Source organism: Paenarthrobacter sp. NPDC090520 (assembly GCF_044769205.1).
GTDB lineage: Bacteria > Actinomycetota > Actinomycetes > Actinomycetales > Micrococcaceae > Arthrobacter.
The window spans coordinates 12,828-30,536 of record NZ_JBIVXM010000022.1 but is presented as its reverse complement, the minus strand read 5'-3'; the positions used below and the strand labels follow the sequence as shown (position 1 = coordinate 30,536).

General features: G+C 64.8%; 16 protein-coding genes. 12 read left to right on the top strand and 4 right to left on the bottom strand.

Annotated elements, in window-relative coordinates; all coding sequences use genetic code 11:
* Positions 1 to 7: 7 nt before the first annotated feature.
* A complete protein-coding gene (locus ACIQTZ_RS20390) occupies positions 8 to 1,336 on the bottom strand; it encodes an MFS transporter (protein ID WP_402947562.1) in 1,329 nt (442 codons plus the stop codon).
* A 58-nt stretch (positions 1,337 to 1,394) separates the two neighbouring features.
* Positions 1,395 to 2,141: an aspartate dehydrogenase domain-containing protein gene (locus tag ACIQTZ_RS20385; RefSeq protein WP_402947559.1), complete on the bottom strand. Its 747-nt coding sequence runs from the start codon at positions 2,139 to 2,141 to the stop codon at positions 1,395 to 1,397.
* 130 nt (positions 2,142 to 2,271) lie between these two features.
* Between ACIQTZ_RS20385 and ACIQTZ_RS20380 the strand changes: the two genes are divergently transcribed.
* From ACIQTZ_RS20380 to ACIQTZ_RS20370, 3 genes are all read left to right on the top strand, one after another.
* Entirely contained in the window at positions 2,272 to 3,039 is a 768-nt protein-coding gene (locus ACIQTZ_RS20380; RefSeq protein WP_402983406.1) for an IclR family transcriptional regulator, read from the top strand.
* Positions 3,040 to 3,122: 83 nt separating this feature from the next.
* Complete coding sequence (locus ACIQTZ_RS20375) at positions 3,123 to 4,367, top strand: WD40/YVTN/BNR-like repeat-containing protein (RefSeq protein WP_402983403.1); 1,245 nt, start codon at positions 3,123 to 3,125, stop codon at positions 4,365 to 4,367.
* Between the two features lie 7 nt (positions 4,368 to 4,374).
* Positions 4,375 to 4,662 carry a MoaD/ThiS family protein gene (locus ACIQTZ_RS20370; RefSeq protein WP_397325185.1) on the top strand — a complete coding sequence of 96 codons (288 nt, stop codon included), beginning with the start codon at positions 4,375 to 4,377 and terminating at the stop codon, positions 4,660 to 4,662.
* A 47-nt stretch (positions 4,663 to 4,709) separates the two neighbouring features.
* Here ACIQTZ_RS20370 and ACIQTZ_RS20365 read toward each other — a convergent pair whose 3' ends face one another.
* The gene (locus ACIQTZ_RS20365) at positions 4,710 to 4,946 is read right to left on the bottom strand and encodes a hypothetical protein (protein ID WP_402983400.1); all 237 of its coding nucleotides are present in this window, start codon (positions 4,944 to 4,946) and stop codon (positions 4,710 to 4,712) included.
* 271 nt (positions 4,947 to 5,217) lie between these two features.
* Between ACIQTZ_RS20365 and ACIQTZ_RS20360 the strand changes: the two genes are divergently transcribed.
* On the top strand, positions 5,218 to 7,956 hold the full coding sequence (locus ACIQTZ_RS20360) for an FG-GAP-like repeat-containing protein (protein WP_402983397.1): 2,739 nt from the start codon (positions 5,218 to 5,220) through the stop codon (positions 7,954 to 7,956).
* A 166-nt stretch (positions 7,957 to 8,122) separates the two neighbouring features.
* Here ACIQTZ_RS20360 and ACIQTZ_RS20355 read toward each other — a convergent pair whose 3' ends face one another.
* Positions 8,123 to 9,445, bottom strand: a complete 1,323-nt coding sequence (locus tag ACIQTZ_RS20355) for an MFS transporter (protein WP_397325189.1) — start codon at positions 9,443 to 9,445, stop codon at positions 8,123 to 8,125.
* 204 nt (positions 9,446 to 9,649) lie between these two features.
* On the opposite strand from ACIQTZ_RS20355, the gene ACIQTZ_RS20350 reads away from it, so the two are divergent.
* The 8 genes from ACIQTZ_RS20350 (at position 9,650) to pcaC (ending at position 17,666) form a co-directional block, all read left to right on the top strand.
* Entirely contained in the window at positions 9,650 to 10,420 is a 771-nt protein-coding gene (locus ACIQTZ_RS20350) for an IclR family transcriptional regulator (protein ID WP_402947544.1), read from the top strand.
* Between the two features lie 201 nt (positions 10,421 to 10,621).
* Complete coding sequence (locus tag ACIQTZ_RS20345) at positions 10,622 to 11,524, top strand: shikimate dehydrogenase (protein WP_402983394.1); 903 nt, start codon at positions 10,622 to 10,624, stop codon at positions 11,522 to 11,524.
* Positions 11,524 to 13,395, top strand: a complete 1,872-nt coding sequence (locus tag ACIQTZ_RS20340; RefSeq protein WP_400332901.1) for a bifunctional sugar phosphate isomerase/epimerase/4-hydroxyphenylpyruvate dioxygenase family protein — start codon at positions 11,524 to 11,526, stop codon at positions 13,393 to 13,395. Before ACIQTZ_RS20345 ends, ACIQTZ_RS20340 begins: the two co-directional genes overlap by 1 nt.
* 41 nt (positions 13,396 to 13,436) lie before the next feature.
* Positions 13,437 to 14,306 carry a protocatechuate 3,4-dioxygenase subunit beta gene (pcaH, locus tag ACIQTZ_RS20335; RefSeq protein ID WP_400332903.1) on the top strand — a complete coding sequence of 290 codons (870 nt, stop codon included), beginning with the start codon at positions 13,437 to 13,439 and terminating at the stop codon, positions 14,304 to 14,306.
* A gap of 4 nt (positions 14,307 to 14,310) precedes the next feature.
* Positions 14,311 to 14,898: a protocatechuate 3,4-dioxygenase subunit alpha gene (gene pcaG, locus ACIQTZ_RS20330; protein ID WP_402983390.1), complete on the top strand. Its 588-nt coding sequence runs from the start codon at positions 14,311 to 14,313 to the stop codon at positions 14,896 to 14,898.
* The gene (locus ACIQTZ_RS20325; protein ID WP_402983387.1) at positions 14,895 to 16,403 is read left to right on the top strand and encodes an adenylosuccinate lyase family protein; all 1,509 of its coding nucleotides are present in this window, start codon (positions 14,895 to 14,897) and stop codon (positions 16,401 to 16,403) included. Before pcaG ends, ACIQTZ_RS20325 begins: the two co-directional genes overlap by 4 nt.
* Positions 16,396 to 17,199, top strand: a complete 804-nt coding sequence (locus ACIQTZ_RS20320) for an alpha/beta fold hydrolase (protein WP_402983384.1) — start codon at positions 16,396 to 16,398, stop codon at positions 17,197 to 17,199. Before ACIQTZ_RS20325 ends, ACIQTZ_RS20320 begins: the two co-directional genes overlap by 8 nt.
* Positions 17,196 to 17,666 (top strand): 4-carboxymuconolactone decarboxylase, encoded by a 471-nt coding sequence (gene pcaC, locus ACIQTZ_RS20315; protein WP_402983381.1) that lies wholly within the window; start codon positions 17,196 to 17,198, stop codon positions 17,664 to 17,666. The genes ACIQTZ_RS20320 and pcaC overlap by 4 nt, the downstream gene beginning before the upstream one ends.
* Positions 17,667 to 17,709: the final 43 nt, after the last annotated feature.

Sequence of the window (17,709 nt, the reverse complement as noted above, 5' to 3'; positions counted from 1 at the left end):
CTGGGAATCAGGCTTCAAGGTCCAGGGATCCCTTCCGGCCTGTGTTGGGCAGGGCCAGCAGGCAAAGAATGCTCACCGCGGCGGTCGCGGCCAGGTAAATGGCGACTGGATCCGTGCTTTTCCCGCTCGTTGCGAAGAGGGCTGTGGCAATGACCGGCGCCAGGCCTCCACCCAAAACATTGCCGAGCTGGTAGCCCAGGGAGATGCCGCTGTAGCGGACGCCAGTCCCGAAGAGTTCGGCGAAGAACGCCGCCATGGGTGCGTGGATGGCTGCGGAGCCGCTGTACGCAACGACTACGGCCGCCAGGATGACACCTGTGTTGCCGGTCCGGACCAGCGGAAACAATGCAAAGGCAAAGACCACCAGGAAGGCCCCGCCGAGAAGCATCACTGGCTTCCGGCCGATCCGGTCGGAGAGTGCTGCCCAGGCTGGAACGGTGACGACCTGCAGCAGAAGACCCAGCATCGAGGCGTTGAGCAGCAACGTGCGGGGAAGTGCCAGTTCCTGCGTGCCGTAGCTGAGGAGGAACGTGAAGACGACGTAGACGAACGTCGAATAGCCCACCAGCGCTCCCGTGGACAACAGGATGGCCTTGGGTTGCTTGCGGATAACCTCCACCAACGGGAGCCTCGCCGGCTTGGACGCGTCTTGGTTCTTGAGGAACGCCGGTGTTTCGTCGATGCCAAACCGGACCAAGAGTCCGACCGCGCCAATGACGATGCTGGCAAGGAAGGGCAGCCGCCAGCCCCAGGCAGCAAAGTCGTCTTTGGGCAGCGCACCCAGCAAGGAGAACGCTCCGGTTGCCAGCAGTGCGCCGATGGACACGCCCAGGATGGTCCAGCTTCCGTAGAACCCCCGCTTGTTGGCTGGAGCATGTTCGATGGCGATCAGCGCGGCCCCGGCAAACTCGCCACCCGCGGCGAATCCCTGGATAAGCCGCAGGAGGACCAGGATGATGGGCGCCCAGATCCCTATTTGGGCGTAGCCGGGAAGCACGCCGATAAGAACTGTGCCGCCACCCATGCAAACAAGGGTCAGGAGCAGCATTCTCTTGCGCCCGAGCCGGTCCCCAAAGTGCCCGATGATGATTCCGCCCAGAGGCCTGGCGAGAAAACCTGTGGCGAAGGTGGCCAAGGACAACAGTGTGCCGATTGCCGGGTCCGTGGCCGGGAAGAACACGGCGTTGAAAACCGTTGACGCTGCGATCGCGTAGGCCAGGAAGTCGTAGTACTCGATCGCCGTGCCGGCGCAGGACGCCACGGCAAGTTTGCTGAGTGATGGACGGGATTCCGGATTCTGGTTCGAGACAGTCTCGGGTGAGATCGTTTCCTTCACAGTTCACCTCGTTTGTTTGTATGCGCAGGCGTCATTGCCCGGGCGCAGGGGGTAGTGATCAGCCGAAAACCAGGCCCGGCCGCTGTTCCATGGCTTGTTGCAGACTTCCGAGAACGGAAGCGGCCATTTCCGTGCCGGAGACGCCTTTCATGGGCTGCTCCTTGACGACGTGAAGGCGCGACCCGTCGGCTCCTGCCGCGCTTGTTTCCAGGCGTCCCACGGGTGCGTCGGGGTCACTGACCAGCCGCGCGCGGCAATGATCCAGACCGACCGTTGCCAGCGCGTACGTCACCATGGCGTTGACGTTCCGTGGGTACAGCGCGGCGATTCCCCGCACGGGTCCGTCGTAGAGGACCATCCGCCTGTCCGTGTGCTTGGGTGCCGGCTCAAGGCTGGACGGGGACTTCACAAATTCGATGGTCGCCGACTTCCATTGCTGGGGCAGGTAGCTTTCGACGCCCACCAGGGCTCCGTGCGGCAGGATCAGCCGAGTCCCATGCTTTGTTGCGGTTTCAGCCAGAGCATTCCGGACGGCGTCGTCCACCACGGCGCCGCACGAAAGGACCATAAGGTCCGATGTCCTCAGGATCCGCGCGCCGTGTTCCTTGACTACATCGGGATGGGCCGCCTCAACCACAAGATCGGTTTCGCGAAGTTCGTCATCAGTGGCCAAGGTGGTAGTGGCAATCCCAGCGCCCAGGGAGCGTCCCTGGACGAAGGTCAACTGGTGGCTCGCCGCCTGCAGAACGTACGACGCAATACTTGTTGCAATTCCGCCGCCGCCAATTACGCCGATTCCCGCCACAACCGCTCCTGATCTCTGCTGGAAGTTGCCGCTCGATCAGCGGCAGATGGTTAAATCTAGCTTTGGTCTCCGCATGACGGAATAGCTTAGATTAGAATTCCTTTATGCGGAATTTAGTGGTGATGAACCCGTGAGTGACACCCTGCAATCAGTTCAACAGGCCCTCCGAATCCTCGACTCCCTGCAAACCAGGTCCGAGCTCGGAATTACTGACATAGCCAAGGAACTCGGGTGTGCCATGTCCACAGCGCACCGGCTGATCTCCACGTTGGCCGAGGCCGGTTACGTGCAGAGAGTCACGACCGGCAAAAAATACCGACTCGGTCCAGCCATGCTGGGTGCCAACGACGCATCGGCCATCGAGCACTGCATCGAAAAGGCGCAGCCACATATGGAGAGCCTGCGTGATGTATCCGGTGAGACCGTCCAACTGGCCGTTCTGCACAAGGCGTCGATCCGCTTCGTTGCCGGCGTCGAGTCCCGAAACATCATGCGCGTGACAAGCCGCGTGGGGACGTTGATGCCTGCCAACGCCACGGCCTCTGGAAAGCTGCTCCTGGCCCTTCGGGACGAGGCCGAGTTGGCCAGTCTCTATCCGGACGGCCTGCCCGCTGCCCTGACGACGGCGGGCACGACGTCGATGGAGCGGTTCGTGGCGGAGGTACGCCGGGTCCGCGAGCAGGGCTTCGGGCAGAGCATCAACGAGGTGGAACCTGGAGTAGCTGCGCTCGCGGTTGCGGTGAAGCGTCCGAAGGGCAGGACTCTTTGCGCACTCACCGTCAGCGGTCCGTCGTCGCGCTTCGGGGCGAATGAACGCCCCGGAAACCCATATGGCCAGACACATCTCGAGGAGCTCCGGGCCCACGCGGACAGGATCTCCGCTGAGCTGACCTTCTGACGCCTTGGTAGGCGCATGTTGGGGGCACCGGCCTATCCACATAAGCCGCATACCCATTGCCCTCCCCGCCCCACGATGGTTCGATGGGACTCATGGCAACCCCACGTACCGCACAGAGTTATGTCTTGGCGATCGGTACCAAAAAGGGTCTGTGGCTGGCAACCAGCCCTGACCGCAAGGATTGGTCCCTCTCCGGCCCCCACTTCCTGATGAACGAGATACCGAGCATCGGGATTGATACGCGGGCCGGCAAAACACGCATCATGGTAGGTGTCCGTTCGGAACATTGGGGCCCCACCGTGGCACATTCGGATGACTTTGGTGCCACGTGGACCGAGCCTGACAACGGTGCCATCACGTTCCCCGAAGGCACCGATGCCGCCCTGGAACGCATTTGGCAGATCTACCCCGACGCCGAATCCCGCCCCGGCGTCGTCTGGGCCGGTTGCGAACCGATCTCGGTGTGGAAGTCCACCGACGGCGGTGAGCACTTCGAGCTGAACCGCGGACTGTGGGACCACCCGCATCGCAGCGAGTGGGGCGCCGGTTACGGTGGCGCGGCCGCACACTCGATCGTCGTGGACCCCTCCGGCGAGCAGGTCCACATAGCCATGAGCACGGGTGGCGTCTACAGATCGCTCGACGGCGGTACCTCCTGGGAGCCTCGGAACAAGGGCATCTCGGCCTACTTCATGCCCGATCCCAACCCGGAGTTCGGCCAGTGCGTCCACAAGATTGCGGCCGATGCCACGGTGGCGGGCCGCCTGTACGCCCAGAACCACCACGGCGTGTACCGCACGGATGACAACGGGGAGAACTGGAACTCGATCGCCGAAGGACTTCCCGCAGACTTCGGATTCGTGATGCTGACCCACCCGCGCCGCGAAGGCACGGCGTGGGTGATCCCGTTGAAGGCCGACGGCGAACGCATCCCGCCGGACAGCAAGTTGAGCGTCCACCGCACCGAGGACGCCGGCAACACCTGGACGGAGTTGCACACGGGACTTCCGGACCACGAGTACAACGCGGTGCTGCGTGATGCTGCCGCCGTGGACACCGGAGACCCCGTCGGCGTGTACTTCGGAACCCGCGGCGGGTCCGTCTATGCCAGCGCCGACGAGGGCGGGACCTTTACCGAAGTAGCCTCACACCTGCCGGACGTGCTGTGCGTGAGGGCCGCCGTCGTGGTTGGAGACCCGGCGGGCGTGGAAGCCCCGCTGGCAGCCGCCGAAGTGACGGTACTGGCGGAGGCGGCCGAGATCGTGGAGACAGCTGCGAAAGCAGCCGGGGCGCCCGAAGATCCTACCGGCGCCCCGGCACCCGCTTAGGTCCGTTGTGGCTGACATAACGGTCCTGCTGCCTGGTGTCCTGCAGCCACTCGTCGGCGGACAGTCCTATCTGACTGCGTCCGCCGACGGGGCTGTAACCGTTGGACAGTTGCTGGACACTGTGACCGGTGAATATCCGGTCCTGGCCCGGCGCTTGCGTGACGAAACCGGTGCGCTCCGCCGTTTCGTGAATATTTACGTGAACGGTGACGAGGTCCGGCGACTCAAAGGGCTGGATACGGAAGTTTCTGGCGGCCAGGAGGTCTTGATTATCCAGTCCGTGGCCGGCGGCTGAGCGGGTGCCTGGGTTGGGCCCGTGCCCAAAACTCGGAGGGTGGTGGTTCAGGCGACGCGCCAAACGCTGCACTCGTCGGTATTGATGGCTTTCCTCATCCCGGAGACGCGGTCCATGATCCAGACAACGCCGATTCCCGGCGCTGTTTCCTGGACGAGTCCGCGACGGATCACAACATCGTCGTAGGCCGGGCCCACGGACATGCGGGCCTCGATTTCGTCTCCGCGGTGGAGTTGGCTAATCGCGCGTATACGTGTTATTCGAGTTTTGACTTCCTTCATCATGGTGTCCTCCTGGCTGGAGCTGGTGCCTGCACTTGCCGGCTATTCCAGTGTGGCGGGGCATTGTTGCCGGGGTATTTCGGCATGGTTAGGGTCCGGTTAGCATTGGGCGCTGCCGGAGTTTCGGGAAATGCCCGACGCCGGAACGCGCCACCGGCGGGGTGACGCGCCGACGCTTGGCCCGAACGTCCGCCGCAGTCAGCGGGGCCGGTTGTAGCCTGATGTCGGTTCTTGGGACTCACGGGAACCGAAGGCTCGGTCTCTGGGAGATTCCATGGGTTTGCTGCGGCGTGCAATTGCGGTTTCCACGGGCTTGGTGGTTTGTGCCACCGGCCTGTTTTTTGTCCAGGCCCCGGCAACGGCCGTGCCGCTGCCCGGCCCCGATAATCCGAACGTCAGATTCGTCGAGGGCACACCGCACTCGGATCACGTCTTCGAGACGCCGCCCACTGTTGCGCCGCAACCCTCCCAAGGATCCACCGACGTCGAACGCCGCCTCAGCGACGGCGTGGCCGCGACGGGTCCCAACGGTGACATCCGGATCCGGCTCGTCACCGCGAAGCTGGCCGACAATACCAACACGGTGTCCATGAGCGGAGCCGAGCAGGCAGTGGCAGCCACCAGTGGCTACTGGAAGGCGATGACGGCGGGCCGGCTGTCCATGACTGTGGACTCCCGGGTGGCCGGATTCCAGTCGAGCGCCCGCTCCACGGACAGCTACGGCACCATCATCTCCACCATCACCAGCGAGTTGAAATGGTCGGCGAGCCCCTACACGGCATTGGTCATCTTCATCCCGAGCTCCACCTTGTCCGGCAACGCACTGGGTGCCGGTTACAGCAGCGGAAGTTATAGCGGCCGGGTGCTGATGCCGCAGCTCAGCAGCTTCTCCAGCAATGTGATGACCCACGAGTTCGGACACGTGATCGGCCTGATGCACGCTGACGCCCTGCAGTGCGGAAGCGGTGTGCCGGACGTCGGGACGGACAGCAGCGGCAGGTTCACGGACCCCTCCTGCTACATCCGCGAGTACGGTGACACCACGGACATCATGGGTGCGGCGCAATATGCGCAGCCCGTAGTGAGTTCGTCGTTCTGGGACTACGCGGGCTTCGGGCGGGGAGACGAGATCCGGGACGTGGGGGTTGCCGGCGGAGTCAAGAGCTACACCCTCAAACCGTGGGGCGGAACCGACGCGCAGCGGGCCATCAAGTTCACGGACCCTGTGAGCAAGGAGGTCTACTACCTCGAGCTCCGCCAGCCGGTGGGCTACGACAGCTACCTCTCCGCGGCGGGCCGTGAGGGCAACCGCGGCGTGAAGATCGTCCAACGTGGGGGCGCGACCATCGCATCGTCGCTGATCCTCATGCCGTCCACCATCCCGTTCACCGAACCCTGGTACGCCAAGAACCACGCGTGGCAGGCCGGCAGCACGTTCACGACGTACACCGGCACCCAGGTCACCATCAACACGGTCTCCAGCACGTCCGCCACGGTCACCATCAATGCCGATCCGAAACTCAAGACCCGCATGCGCTTCTCGGCAGGGGATTTCGACGGCGACAAGCTTCCCGACGTGATCTCCCGCGAGGCTGATGGCTCGCTCCTTCTCTTCGGCGGCCAGCCCGGGAACCGCCTGAAAGATCCAGTGCAGATCGGATCGGGCTGGGGCATCTTCAACGCGGTCCTCGGCACGGCCGACTTCAACGGCGATGGCTTCGCGGACATCATCGCGCGGGCCAGCGACGGCGGACTGTGGCTCTACCCCGGCAACGGCAAGGGAGGGTTCCTGGCCCGGAGCCAAGTGGGCTTCGGCTGGCAGGGTTTCCCGCAGATTGTGGCCGTGGGGGATTTCGATGGCGACTCGCGCAACGACCTCCTTGCCGCCGGTAACGATGGACGCTTGTGGCTCTATCCGGGCACCGGCTCGGGTGGCTTCCTGGCCGCGACGCAGATCGGCCAAGGCTGGGATGTCTTCAACACTCTCGCGCCGGCGGGTTCCTTCGGCGGCGGCACTGCCGGACTCCTCGCCCGGGCCAGTGACGGGACCCTCTATGTCTACCCCGGCGACGGTGAGGGCGGCTTCAAGCCGCGTGCCGCCGTCGGAAGTGGTTGGAACGGTGCCGGCGACCTCATCGGCGGCCCGGACCTGACGGGTGACAAGTCAGCGGATGTCCTGGCGGCCGCGCCGGGCGGCGGCATGACCCTGTACCCGGGCGACGGCAGCGGTTTCGCTGACCGTCTTGCCATCGGTGCCGGCTGGACCGCTTTCAGCCAGGTCTGGGAGGCCGGCGATTTCGACGGCGACGGCGTGGCTGACGTCCTGGCGCGTGGCAAGGACGGCGTTCTGTGGCTTTACCCGGGAAACGGTTCGGGGGGCTTCCTGCCGCGCAAGCAGATCGGGACGGGGTGGAACATGTTCACCACGGTGCTCAGCGCCGGCGATTTCGACGGCGATTCCCGTCCCGATCTGGTGGCGCGGGCAACCGATGGGACCCTGTGGCTTTACCCGACGGACGGCAAGGGGCAGTTCCTGGCCCGGAAGCAGATTGGTACGGGGTGGCAGTGGTTCACGCAAATGCTTGCCCCCGGCGATTTCACCGGTGACGGAAAGCCGGACATCGTGGCGGCGTCCTCGGATGGAACGTTGTGGGCCTATCCCGGGAATGGCAGCGGCGGGTTCCTGGCCCGGAAACAGATCGGCTCCGGCTGGGACATGTTCAACCTGGTGCTGCAGGCCGGCGACTTCAATGGCGATGGCCGGGAGGACATCCTGGGCCGGAGCAACGATGGTGGGTTATGGCTCTACCCGGGCGACGGATCCGGTGGCTTCCTGTCGCGTTCCTACCTCGGGTCCGGATGGAACATGTTCTCCGGCATCGCGGCGTTGGGCAACGGATTTACCGGGACTGGCGACCCCTCAGTGGTGGGGGCAGCCGGGGATGGCTCGTTGCTGCTGTACTCCGGGACCGGCGCAGGCAAGTTCAAGCCGGTGGCCCTGAATCCGCGGTAGTCCCGCCAGCATTCCTTCGCCTACTCGCGCTGCGTGCTCCGCAATCAGGTTGCGCGGGACGCTGAAATGCCCGGCATGTTGGGGAACATGCCGGGCATTTCTGTGTGTCGTCACTGGTGGGCGCTCCCAGGAGCCGGGAAGGAGCGCTCCTCCGTTACAGGCTGGACTACTTGTGCAGGCCGAGTTGGGCCGTCGGGACCTTTGCGGATTCACGGGCCGTCAGGGCGGAGACGGCGGCGATCACGCAGATGATGCCGCTGAAGATGGAGATCTGGACCCATCCGCCGGCCTTGGTTCCGCCCATGGCCGTAACGATTGCCGGAGCGAAGCCTGCCATGAGGAAGCCGAGCTGCGTGCCGATGGCCAGGCCGGAGAAACGGACCTTGGTGCTGAACATTTCTCCATAGAACGACGGCCAGACGGCGTTGGCTGCGGCATAACCGAACGAGAAGAACACGATGGAGACCAGGAACATCAGCGGCACATTGCCGCCTTCGAGGGTCAGGAGGAAGACCGGTGTCATGATGGCGCTGGCCAGGGCTCCGTAGACGAACACGGGCTTGCGGCCGATCTTGTCCGCCAGCATGCCGAACAGGGGCTGGGTGCCAAGTGCCACGATGTTGGCCGCAACCACTAGCCACAGCGTAATGGTGCTGTTTACGTGGGCTACGTCCTGGGCGTACTTGATGGCCAGGGTTCCGAACACCGTGCTGACGGCGGCGATGAAGGCGCAGCACACCACGCGGAGGACGTCGCGCCAGTGCAGCTTCAGGAGGTCGGCGATGGGCAGTTTTGCGATTTGGTTGTTCTTCTTGGCCTCGGCAAATGCGGGCGGCTCGTGCAGGGTGCGGCGGATGAAGTAGGCCACCATCACCACCACGGCACTGAGCCAGAACGGGATGCGCCAGCCGATGCCGTACTTGATCTCGTCGGGAAGTGCCACGACCGGGATGAAGACGAGCGCTGCCAGGATCTGTCCACCCTGCGTTCCGGTGAGGGTCCAGGAAGTGAAGAACGAACGGCGGTTGTCCGGAGCGTGCTCCAGCGTCATGGAGGAGGCGCCGGCCTGCTCGCCGGCGGCGGAGAGACCCTGGGCCAGGCGGGCCAGCACCAGCAGTACGGGTGCCCACCAGCCGATGGTCTTGAAGTCCGGCAGGCAGCCGATCACAAAGGTTGCCGCACCCATAAGGACCAGCGTGAACATCAGGACCTTCTGGCGGCCGATCCGGTCACCGAAGTGGCCCAGGATGATGGCGCCCACCGGGCGAGCGACGTAGGCGAAGCCAAAGGTCGCGAAGGACATGATGGCGGCGTTGGCGTCCGCATCCGGGAAGAAAACGTGCGGGAAGATCAGCGCGGCGGCCGATCCGAAGATGAAGAAGTCGTAGTACTCAACGGCGCTGCCGAGGAAGCTGGCGAGTGCGGCTTTCTTGGGCGTTCCCTTGGTTGTTTCTGTGCCTGGCGTCGCTGACGGCATTGTTTGGCTCATGGGGGTGTTCCTTCTGTGACGACGATGTCGCGGATAAAGCTGTGCGGGGATCCCGGGCGAGGTGCGGCCTGAGCTTCCCGATAAGTAACCACATGGTGAGAGCTACTTGTGTAATACAGCAATAGTGGCTGTGAGTGCGGTCACTTGTCAAGAGAAGTAATCACCATCTAGAAATAGCTCTCACAATGTGAGAGCATTTCTCCTATGAGTGTGAAAGAGGACACAAAGACCGACATGGTCGGCAAGGCCTTGAGCCTTTTGGTACTGCTGGGCAACGAGCCGAAGGGGGCAAGTGCTGCGGATCTTGCCAGGAGTGCGAGCCTGCCGTTCAGTACCACCTATCGCCTGCTGGGCTCGCTGACGAGGGACGGCTTTGTGGACTACGAGCCGGACGGCCGCCGGTACCATCTGGGCCTCCGCGTGTTCCAGCTCGGCCAGCGCGTTTCCAATCATCACGGTTTTGCGGCAACTGCACTGCCTGTACTGCAACGGGTTACCGAACGCACCCATGAGGCCACCATCCTCTCCGTTCGCGACGGCGACCATCACCTCACGGTGAACAAGGTGGACGGACCCAAGTCCTTCCGGGTCACGAGCGACCCCGGACACCTCGGCGCCTTGCACACCACGTCCGTGGGCAAGGCGATCGTTGCGTTCGAGACGGAGATCGAGCGCAAGCGGCTGCTCGAAGAACTTCCCCTTGAGGCCCTGACTGAGCACTCCATCACCGACCGGGACAAGTTCCGCGAGGAAATCGGGCAGGTCCGCCGCCAGGGCTATGCCGTGATGGATGAGGAGAACGAGATCGGCATGCGTGCCGTGGCCGTGCCGATTCTCAACTCGCAGGGCAACGCTTTTGCGTCGATCGCCGTCGCTGTTCCAGTGTTCCGCCTGACCATGGAGGAGCTCGTGGCGCACGTCCCCACCCTGCAGGAGGCCGCGGCAGAACTCGCGGCCCGCCTCCCGCAGCGCTGACCCAACTGGGTCGCATTTGTGCGCGTTTTGACCGCTCTAAACGCGCTTAATTGCGACCCAGTTGGGTGCAGGTGCAACCGAAATGTTCGCGATAAGAACAAGCGTGCGGAATATGAACAACTGTAGTAACCTGAGTCATACGTCCGGTCGGGACCGCGTTGATACGCACCGGCGGTACGTGAAAGTAAAAGGAGCTTGAGGATGAGCAACCGAGCCGAATCCGTTCTGGTGGGCCTGATTGGCGAAGGCGTGATGCCCTCGCTCACTCCGCCCATGCATGAACGCGAGGCCGATGTGCAGGGCCTTCGCTTGCTGTACCGCCCCATCGACCTGCTGGAGCTCGCACTGCCGGCTACCGCCGTCGGGGGTCTGCTCGAAGCGGCCCGGCAGATGGGCTTCAACGGCCTCAACATCACGCATCCGTGCAAGCAGCTGGTGCTGGAGCACCTGGACGAAATTTCCGACGACGCCCGTCGCCTGGGCGCCGTCAATACGGTCTTGATCCACGACAGCCGGTTCATCGGCCACAACACGGACTACTCCGGTTTCGGTTCGGCGCTCGCCGACGGGCTTCCGGAGGCCAAGCTCGATCGCGTCGTCCAGTTGGGCGCGGGGGGTGCCGGATCCGCCGTCGCGTACGCCTTGCTCAAGGCAGGCGCCAGGCAGCTGGATCTCGTGGACATGGACCCTGAGCGTGCCGCGGAACGGGCAGCCGAACTCAGCGAACTCTTCCCCGCCGCGACAGTCACCCCGCGGAGCATCGCCGAACTGGGACAGGTCATGCCCCTCGCCGACGGCCTGGTGCACTGCACCCCCATCGGCATGGCCGCGCACCCGGGCCTGCCGCTGGACATCGAGCTCCTGGAAGCCCGCCACTGGGTGGCGGACATCGTCTACCGCCCCATCGAAACGCAGCTGGTCCGCGAAGCGCGCGCCAAAGGCTGCGAAGTGCTCGACGGCGGCCGCATGGCAGTTGGGCAGGCGGCGGACGCCTTCAAGATCTTTACCGGAAAGGACGCTGACCGCGACCGCATGCGTGAACATTTCCTTGAACTCGTCGCTTCCGAAGAGCAAGCACCCGCACTGGCAAAGGCGGCCCACTGATGCGCACCGGAATCGCAACCGTCTGCCTCTCCGGCACGCTGAAGGAGAAGATGCAGGCCTGCGCCATCGCGGGCTTCGACGGCATTGAAATCTTCGAGCAGGACCTCGTCACGTCCTCGCTCAGCCCGGAGGATGTCCGGAAGATGGCGGCAGACCTGGGCCTGGGCCTTGACTTGTACCAGCCGTTCCGCGATTTCGACGGCGTCACTCCGGACCTGCTGAAGGCCAACCTCAAGCGGGCCGAGGCGAAGTTCAACCTGATGGAACGCCTGGGCATGGACACCATCCTGGTGTGCTCCAACGTGGCTACGGCAACGATCGACACTGACGACCTGCGGGCCGAACAGCTCCGCGAACTCGCCGAACTGGCGGGGGACCACGGCGTCAAGGTGGCGTACGAGGCACTCGCGTGGGGCAAGTACGTCAATGACTACGAGCACGCCTACCGCCTGGTGGAGATGGTGGACCACCCCAACCTGGGCACCTGCCTGGACTCGTTCCACATTCTTTCGCGCGACTGGGACACTGCCCCGATCGAGGACATCAACGCGGAGAAGATCTTCTTCGTCCAGGTGGCCGACGCTCCCAAACTCTCCATGGATGTGCTGTCCTGGAGCCGTCACTACCGGGTTTTCCCCGGGGAGGGTCAGTTCGAGCTCGCCAAGTTCATGGGCCACGTGGTCCGTGCGGGCTACACCGGCCCGGTTTCCCTGGAGGTGTTCAACGATGTGTTCCGGCAGTCGGACGTGGAGCGGACGGCCGTGGATGCCATGCGCTCGCTCATCTGGCTTGAGGAACAGAGTGCCAAGTGGCTGGCGGGCACGTCCAGTCAAACCGCAGCCGGCAACGGCAGTCCCGGCCGCCGTCGTTATCCCATGGAACTGGCCACGCTGCCCAAGGTGAACGAGCCGGCAGGCTTCAACTTCGCCGAGGTCAAGGCGGACGACACCGCCCAACTGGAGAAGCTCCTTGGCCAGCTCGGCTTCGAATTCGAGGGCCGGCACCGCACCAAGGACGTCCAGTTGTGGACCATGGGCCAGGCCCGCGTGATCATCAACGAACAAGCCGCCTCGCACGCCGAACCGGCTATTGCCGCGTTGGGGTTCGACGTCGACTCTCCCGTGATTGCCTCCGCCCGCGCCCAGCAACTCAAGGCGCCGGTGGTGGCCCGGAAGGTCCAGGCAGACGAGGAAGTGTTCCAAGGCATCGCCGCGCCGGACTCCACCGAGATCTTCCTGTGCCAAGGCAGCCCTGACGGCACGGCCGCCTGGACGCACGAGTTCGGCGAGGGGCTGGAACACCCGGCGACACATCAAAACGCCGTGATTGACCATGTGAACCTCGCCCAGCCGTGGCAGCACTTTGACGAAGCCGTCCTCTTCTACACCAGCGCATTGGCCCTCGAGCCGCAGCCGTTCGCCGAAGTACCCAGCCCCAGCGGTTTGGTGCGTTCGCAGGTCATGCAGACCACCGACGGCGCGGTACGGCTGGTGCTGAACCTGGCCCCGGCGCAGCAGGCCGACAAAGCACGCAAAACCTACCAGGAACATATCGCGTTCGCCGTGGACGACCTCGTGGCAACTGCCCGCTCCGCCCGGGAGCGCGGCCTTGAGTTCCTGCAGATTCCGGCCAACTACTACGAGGACCTGGACGCCCGGTTCGATCTTGAACCCGGCTTCCTGGACACGCTCCAGGAGCTCAACCTCCTGTATGACCGGGACGCCAACGGCGAATTCCTCCACTTCTACACGGCCACTGTGGGCAGCGTGTTCTTCGAGATGGTGGAACGCCGCGGCACCTACGACGGCTACGGAGCGCCCAACGCCCCTGTGCGCCATGCCGTCCAATACGACTCGCTCCACCGGGCATAGCCGCCCGAACCCGACAAAGAATCCATAGAAAGGAGCCGGCTGTGCCGCAAGACAACACCGCACAAGCTCTCGAATCCGAGGAACTCGTGCCGCCAGCTGAGCCACACGCCGCGCACGATTCCAAGAAGGTGGAAACGCAGGCAGACCTCAGTGCCGAGATCAACGGCATCAAGCAGCGCTACGCGGAGTCGCTGAAGAACGGCAAGGCTCCCGAGACCATGCCGCGCCTGGACTACGCGCCCTACCGCAGCTCCATCCTGCGCCACCCCACCAAGAGCCTGCACCACGCGGACCCGGAGACCATTGAGCTCTACTCGCCGGCGTTCGGGCACCAGGACGTGCACGCACTGGAGTCGGACCTGACCATCCAGCACAACGGCGAACCGCAGGGTGAGCGCATCATCGTTGCCGGCCGTGTGCTCGACGGCGACGGCCGCCCGGTTGCCGGCCAGCTCGTGGAAATCTGGCAGGCCAACGCCGCCGGCCGTTACATCCACAAGCGTGACCAGCACCCCGCCCCGCTCGACCCGAACTTCACCGGCGTCGGACGTTGCATCACCGGCGAGGACGGCTCCTACTCCTTCACCACCATCAAGCCCGGCGCCTACCCGTGGAAGAACCACCTGAACGCCTGGCGTCCGGCGCACATCCACTTCTCCATGTTCGGCTCGGAGTTCACCCAGCGCATCGTCACCCAGATGTACTTCCCGGGCGACCAGCTCTTCCCGCTGGACCCGATCTACCAGTCGATCGTTGACCAGGACGCCCGCGACCGGCTCGTAGCCCAGTACGACCACGAGCTCACCAGCCCCGAATGGGCCCTCGGCTACAAGTGGGACATCATCCTGACGGGTTCCAAGCGGACCTGGACCGAAAACGAAGCATACGGCGACGCCGGGGACGAGGAGTAAGCACATGAGCAAGCTGACACCCACACCGGGCCAGACCGTTGGCCCCTTCTACGGCTACGCCCTCCCCTTCACCAAGGACAACGAGCTCCTGGCACCCGGCAGCCCCGGCAGCATCCGCCTCCAGGGCACGGTGTACGACGGCGCGGGCAACACCATCCCGGATGCCATCCTTGAGATCTGGCAGCCGGACTCAGAAGGCAACATCGTCCAGCGCACCGGCTCGCTGGTCCGCGACGGCTACACCTTCACCGGCTGGGGCCGCGGATCGGTGGGCAACTCGGGCGTTTACACGTTCACCACGGTCAACCCCGGTCCGACCAAGCCTGGCGCTGCGGCCTTCATCTCCGTGGCCGTCTTCGCCCGCGGCCTCATGAACCGCCTCTTCACCCGCGTGTACCTCCCGGAAAACAAGGAAGCACTGGCCAACGATCCGCTGCTGAGCTCCCTCGATCCCGAGCGCCGCAAGACCCTCATCGCGCGCCGCGACGCCGATGGTGGACTCACCTGGGACATCCGCCTCCAGGGCGGCGACGAGACCGTGTTCCTGGACTTCCAGCAGGACGGGTCGCTGGACCTTTCGGAACAGCCATGATCGACGGCGACTTCGGCCTCCTCAGCCCCGTCACCGCCTCACCTGCCGTGACGGCGTTGACGGGCGACCGTGCCGTGATCGCGGCAATCCTCGACGTCGAGTCCGCTTGGGCGGCCGTCCTTGAGGATGCCGGGCTCGCCCCGGAAGGGTCCGCCGCTGTGGTGGCCGAAGCCGCCGATCCCGGTCACTACGACCTCGCCCTCCTTGCCGAGCGTGCCCAGGGCGGCGCCAACCCGGTGATCCCGCTCCTCGGCGAACTCCGTGCGAAGGTCCGCGAATTGGACGCTGACGGCATCGGGGCAGCTTCCGCTGTGCATACCTCTCTCACCAGCCAGGACGTGCTCGATTCCGCCCTCATGCTCCTGGCCAGCCGTACCGTTTCGGCGCTGCTCGCCGAGGTGCAAGGAACGACGACGGCGCTCGCCGCCTCGGCGGAGCAGCACGCAGACACGCTGTGCGTGGGCCGGAGCCTGACGCAGCATGCGCTTCCGTACACCTTTGGGCTCAGGTCCGCGCAGTGGTTCCAGGGTGTGGCGGCCGCTGCATCGCGGCTCACTTCCTTGGAGTTGCCCGTGCAGTTCGGCGGCGCGGGCGGAACGTTGGCCTCCGGTACCAAGCTGACCGGCGATTCTGGCTCGGCTGCCGGCTCAAGCCTGGCGGTTAGCCCGGGTTCCGGCGCAGCCTCCGCGATTAGCTCGGGTTCCGGCCCAGCCTCCGGCTCGGGCTCAACCCCGTTCACGCTGGCCGATTCCTTGGCTTCCAAGCTGGGGCTCTCGCCGGCAGTTGCCCCGTGGCACACCAACCGCTTGGCCGTCACCGGCTTGGGCGATGGACTGGCCGCACTCGTGGATTCCTTCGGCAAGATCGCCGCCGACCTGCTGTTCCTGAGCCGCCCGGAGGTGGCCGAACTCGGCGAACCCCTGGCTGCCGGCCGCGGTGTTTCCTCGGCCATGCCGCAGAAGCAGAACCCCGTGTTGTCCGTGCTGGTCCGCAGTGCGGCACTCCAGGCGCCGGGCCTCGCATCACAGCTGCACTTGGCTGCAGCGACCTTCAATGATGAGCGCCCCGACGGCGCGTGGCACACGGAATGGCCGGCCCTGCGGCGCCTTCTCGCGCTCACCATCGGGGCTGCCATCCAGCTCCGCGAACTCACTGAGGGCCTCCGGGTATTCCCCGACGCGATGCGCCGGAACCTGGAGATCTCGGGTCCGCTGCTCGTCAGCGAAGGTGTGTCGGCCGCCGTCGCACCTCGCCTGGGCGATGACGGAAAGCAGAAGCTGCAGGCCGTCGTCGACGAAACGCTCATGGCACCGCCATCCGAGCAGTCGGACACCTACCGCAAGCTCCTGCGCGAAGCGATACCCGCCGACAAGCTCCCGGACGATGAGCTCGACGCCCTCCTGGATCCCGCAAGCTACCTGGGCGAGGCCACGGAAATCAGCCGTCGCATCCTCGCCGCCTACCCCGATTTCACTTCTTCAACGAAGGGAGCCCCACGTGGCTAAGCCAACCGTCAAGGCTGTGCTGCTGTCCCCGCAGCGCGAACTGGGAGCCAAGCCGCTCCTGGTGGTCGGCCCGTCGCTGGGCACGTCCACCATTCTGTGGTCCGAGACCGCTGCCCTGCTCGGTGACGAGTTCGACGTCATCGGCTGGGACCTGCCCGGTCACGGCATTTCGCCGACCGCCTCGGAAGGCTTCGATGTAGCGGAACTGGCTGACGCCGTCGTCGATCTTGTCGACTCTGTAGTGCCGGGCGCGAGGTTCCACTACGCTGGCGTCTCGCTGGGCGGGGCCACCGGACTGCAGCTCGGCATCAAGCACGGCGACCGGCTCCGCAGCCTGTCCGTCCAGTGCAGCGGCGCGAAGCTCGGCACACCCGAAGGCTGGCTGGAGCGCGCGGAAACCGTCCGCTCGCTCGGCACGCCGGTGATGATCCAGGGTTCGGCAGAACGTTGGTTCGCCAAGGGATTCATGGACCGCCAGCCGGACATCAGCAGCCGCCTCCTGCACGCCCTCCGCGACGCCGACCGCTTCAGCTACTCGTTCTGCTGCGACGCCCTCGCCGCATTCGACGTCCGCGAGCAACTCGGGAGCATCACCGTCCCCACGCAGGCGATTGCCGGCGTCGAGGATTCGGTGGCGCCGCCGTCGGTGGCTGAGGAGACTGCTGCCGGCATTCGCGCCGGGGGCGGTACTGCCGTTGTTGAAGCGCTCGACGGCGTGGGGCACCTTGCGCCGGCCGAGGCGCCTTCAGTCGTGGCTGGTTTGATGCGGAACTTCATGAAGGAGAACGGGCTGTGAACGCAGTAAACCCCCAGCGGAGCGGTGATCCGTCGCGCTACGGAGCCGTGCAGCCCGAGGCCACCGGCCAGGAGATCTACGCCGCCGGCATGGTGGTTCGCCGCGAAGTACTCGGCAACGCGCACGTGGACCGGGCGAACGCCAACACGGATTCCTTTACCGAGGACTACCAGGACATGATCACCAGGATCGCCTGGGGTGGGATCTGGACGCGGCCCGGCCTGAGCCGGCAGATGCGGTCCGCGGTCACCCTCACGGCGTTGGTGGCGCACGGTCACTGGGAGGAGCTTGCCATGCACGTCCGGGCGGCCCTCAACAACGGCCTGAGCAGGGACGAGATCAAGGAAATCCTGCTGCAGACTGCGATCTATTGCAGCGTTCCGTCGGCTAACTCGGCGTTCAAGACGGCCCAGAAAGTATTCCAGGACATCGACGCTGCCTCTGAGGCGTCCCCCACCCCCAACTAACCCCTCTCACCCAACTAGGGGACAGCAAACGTCCCACTGAACG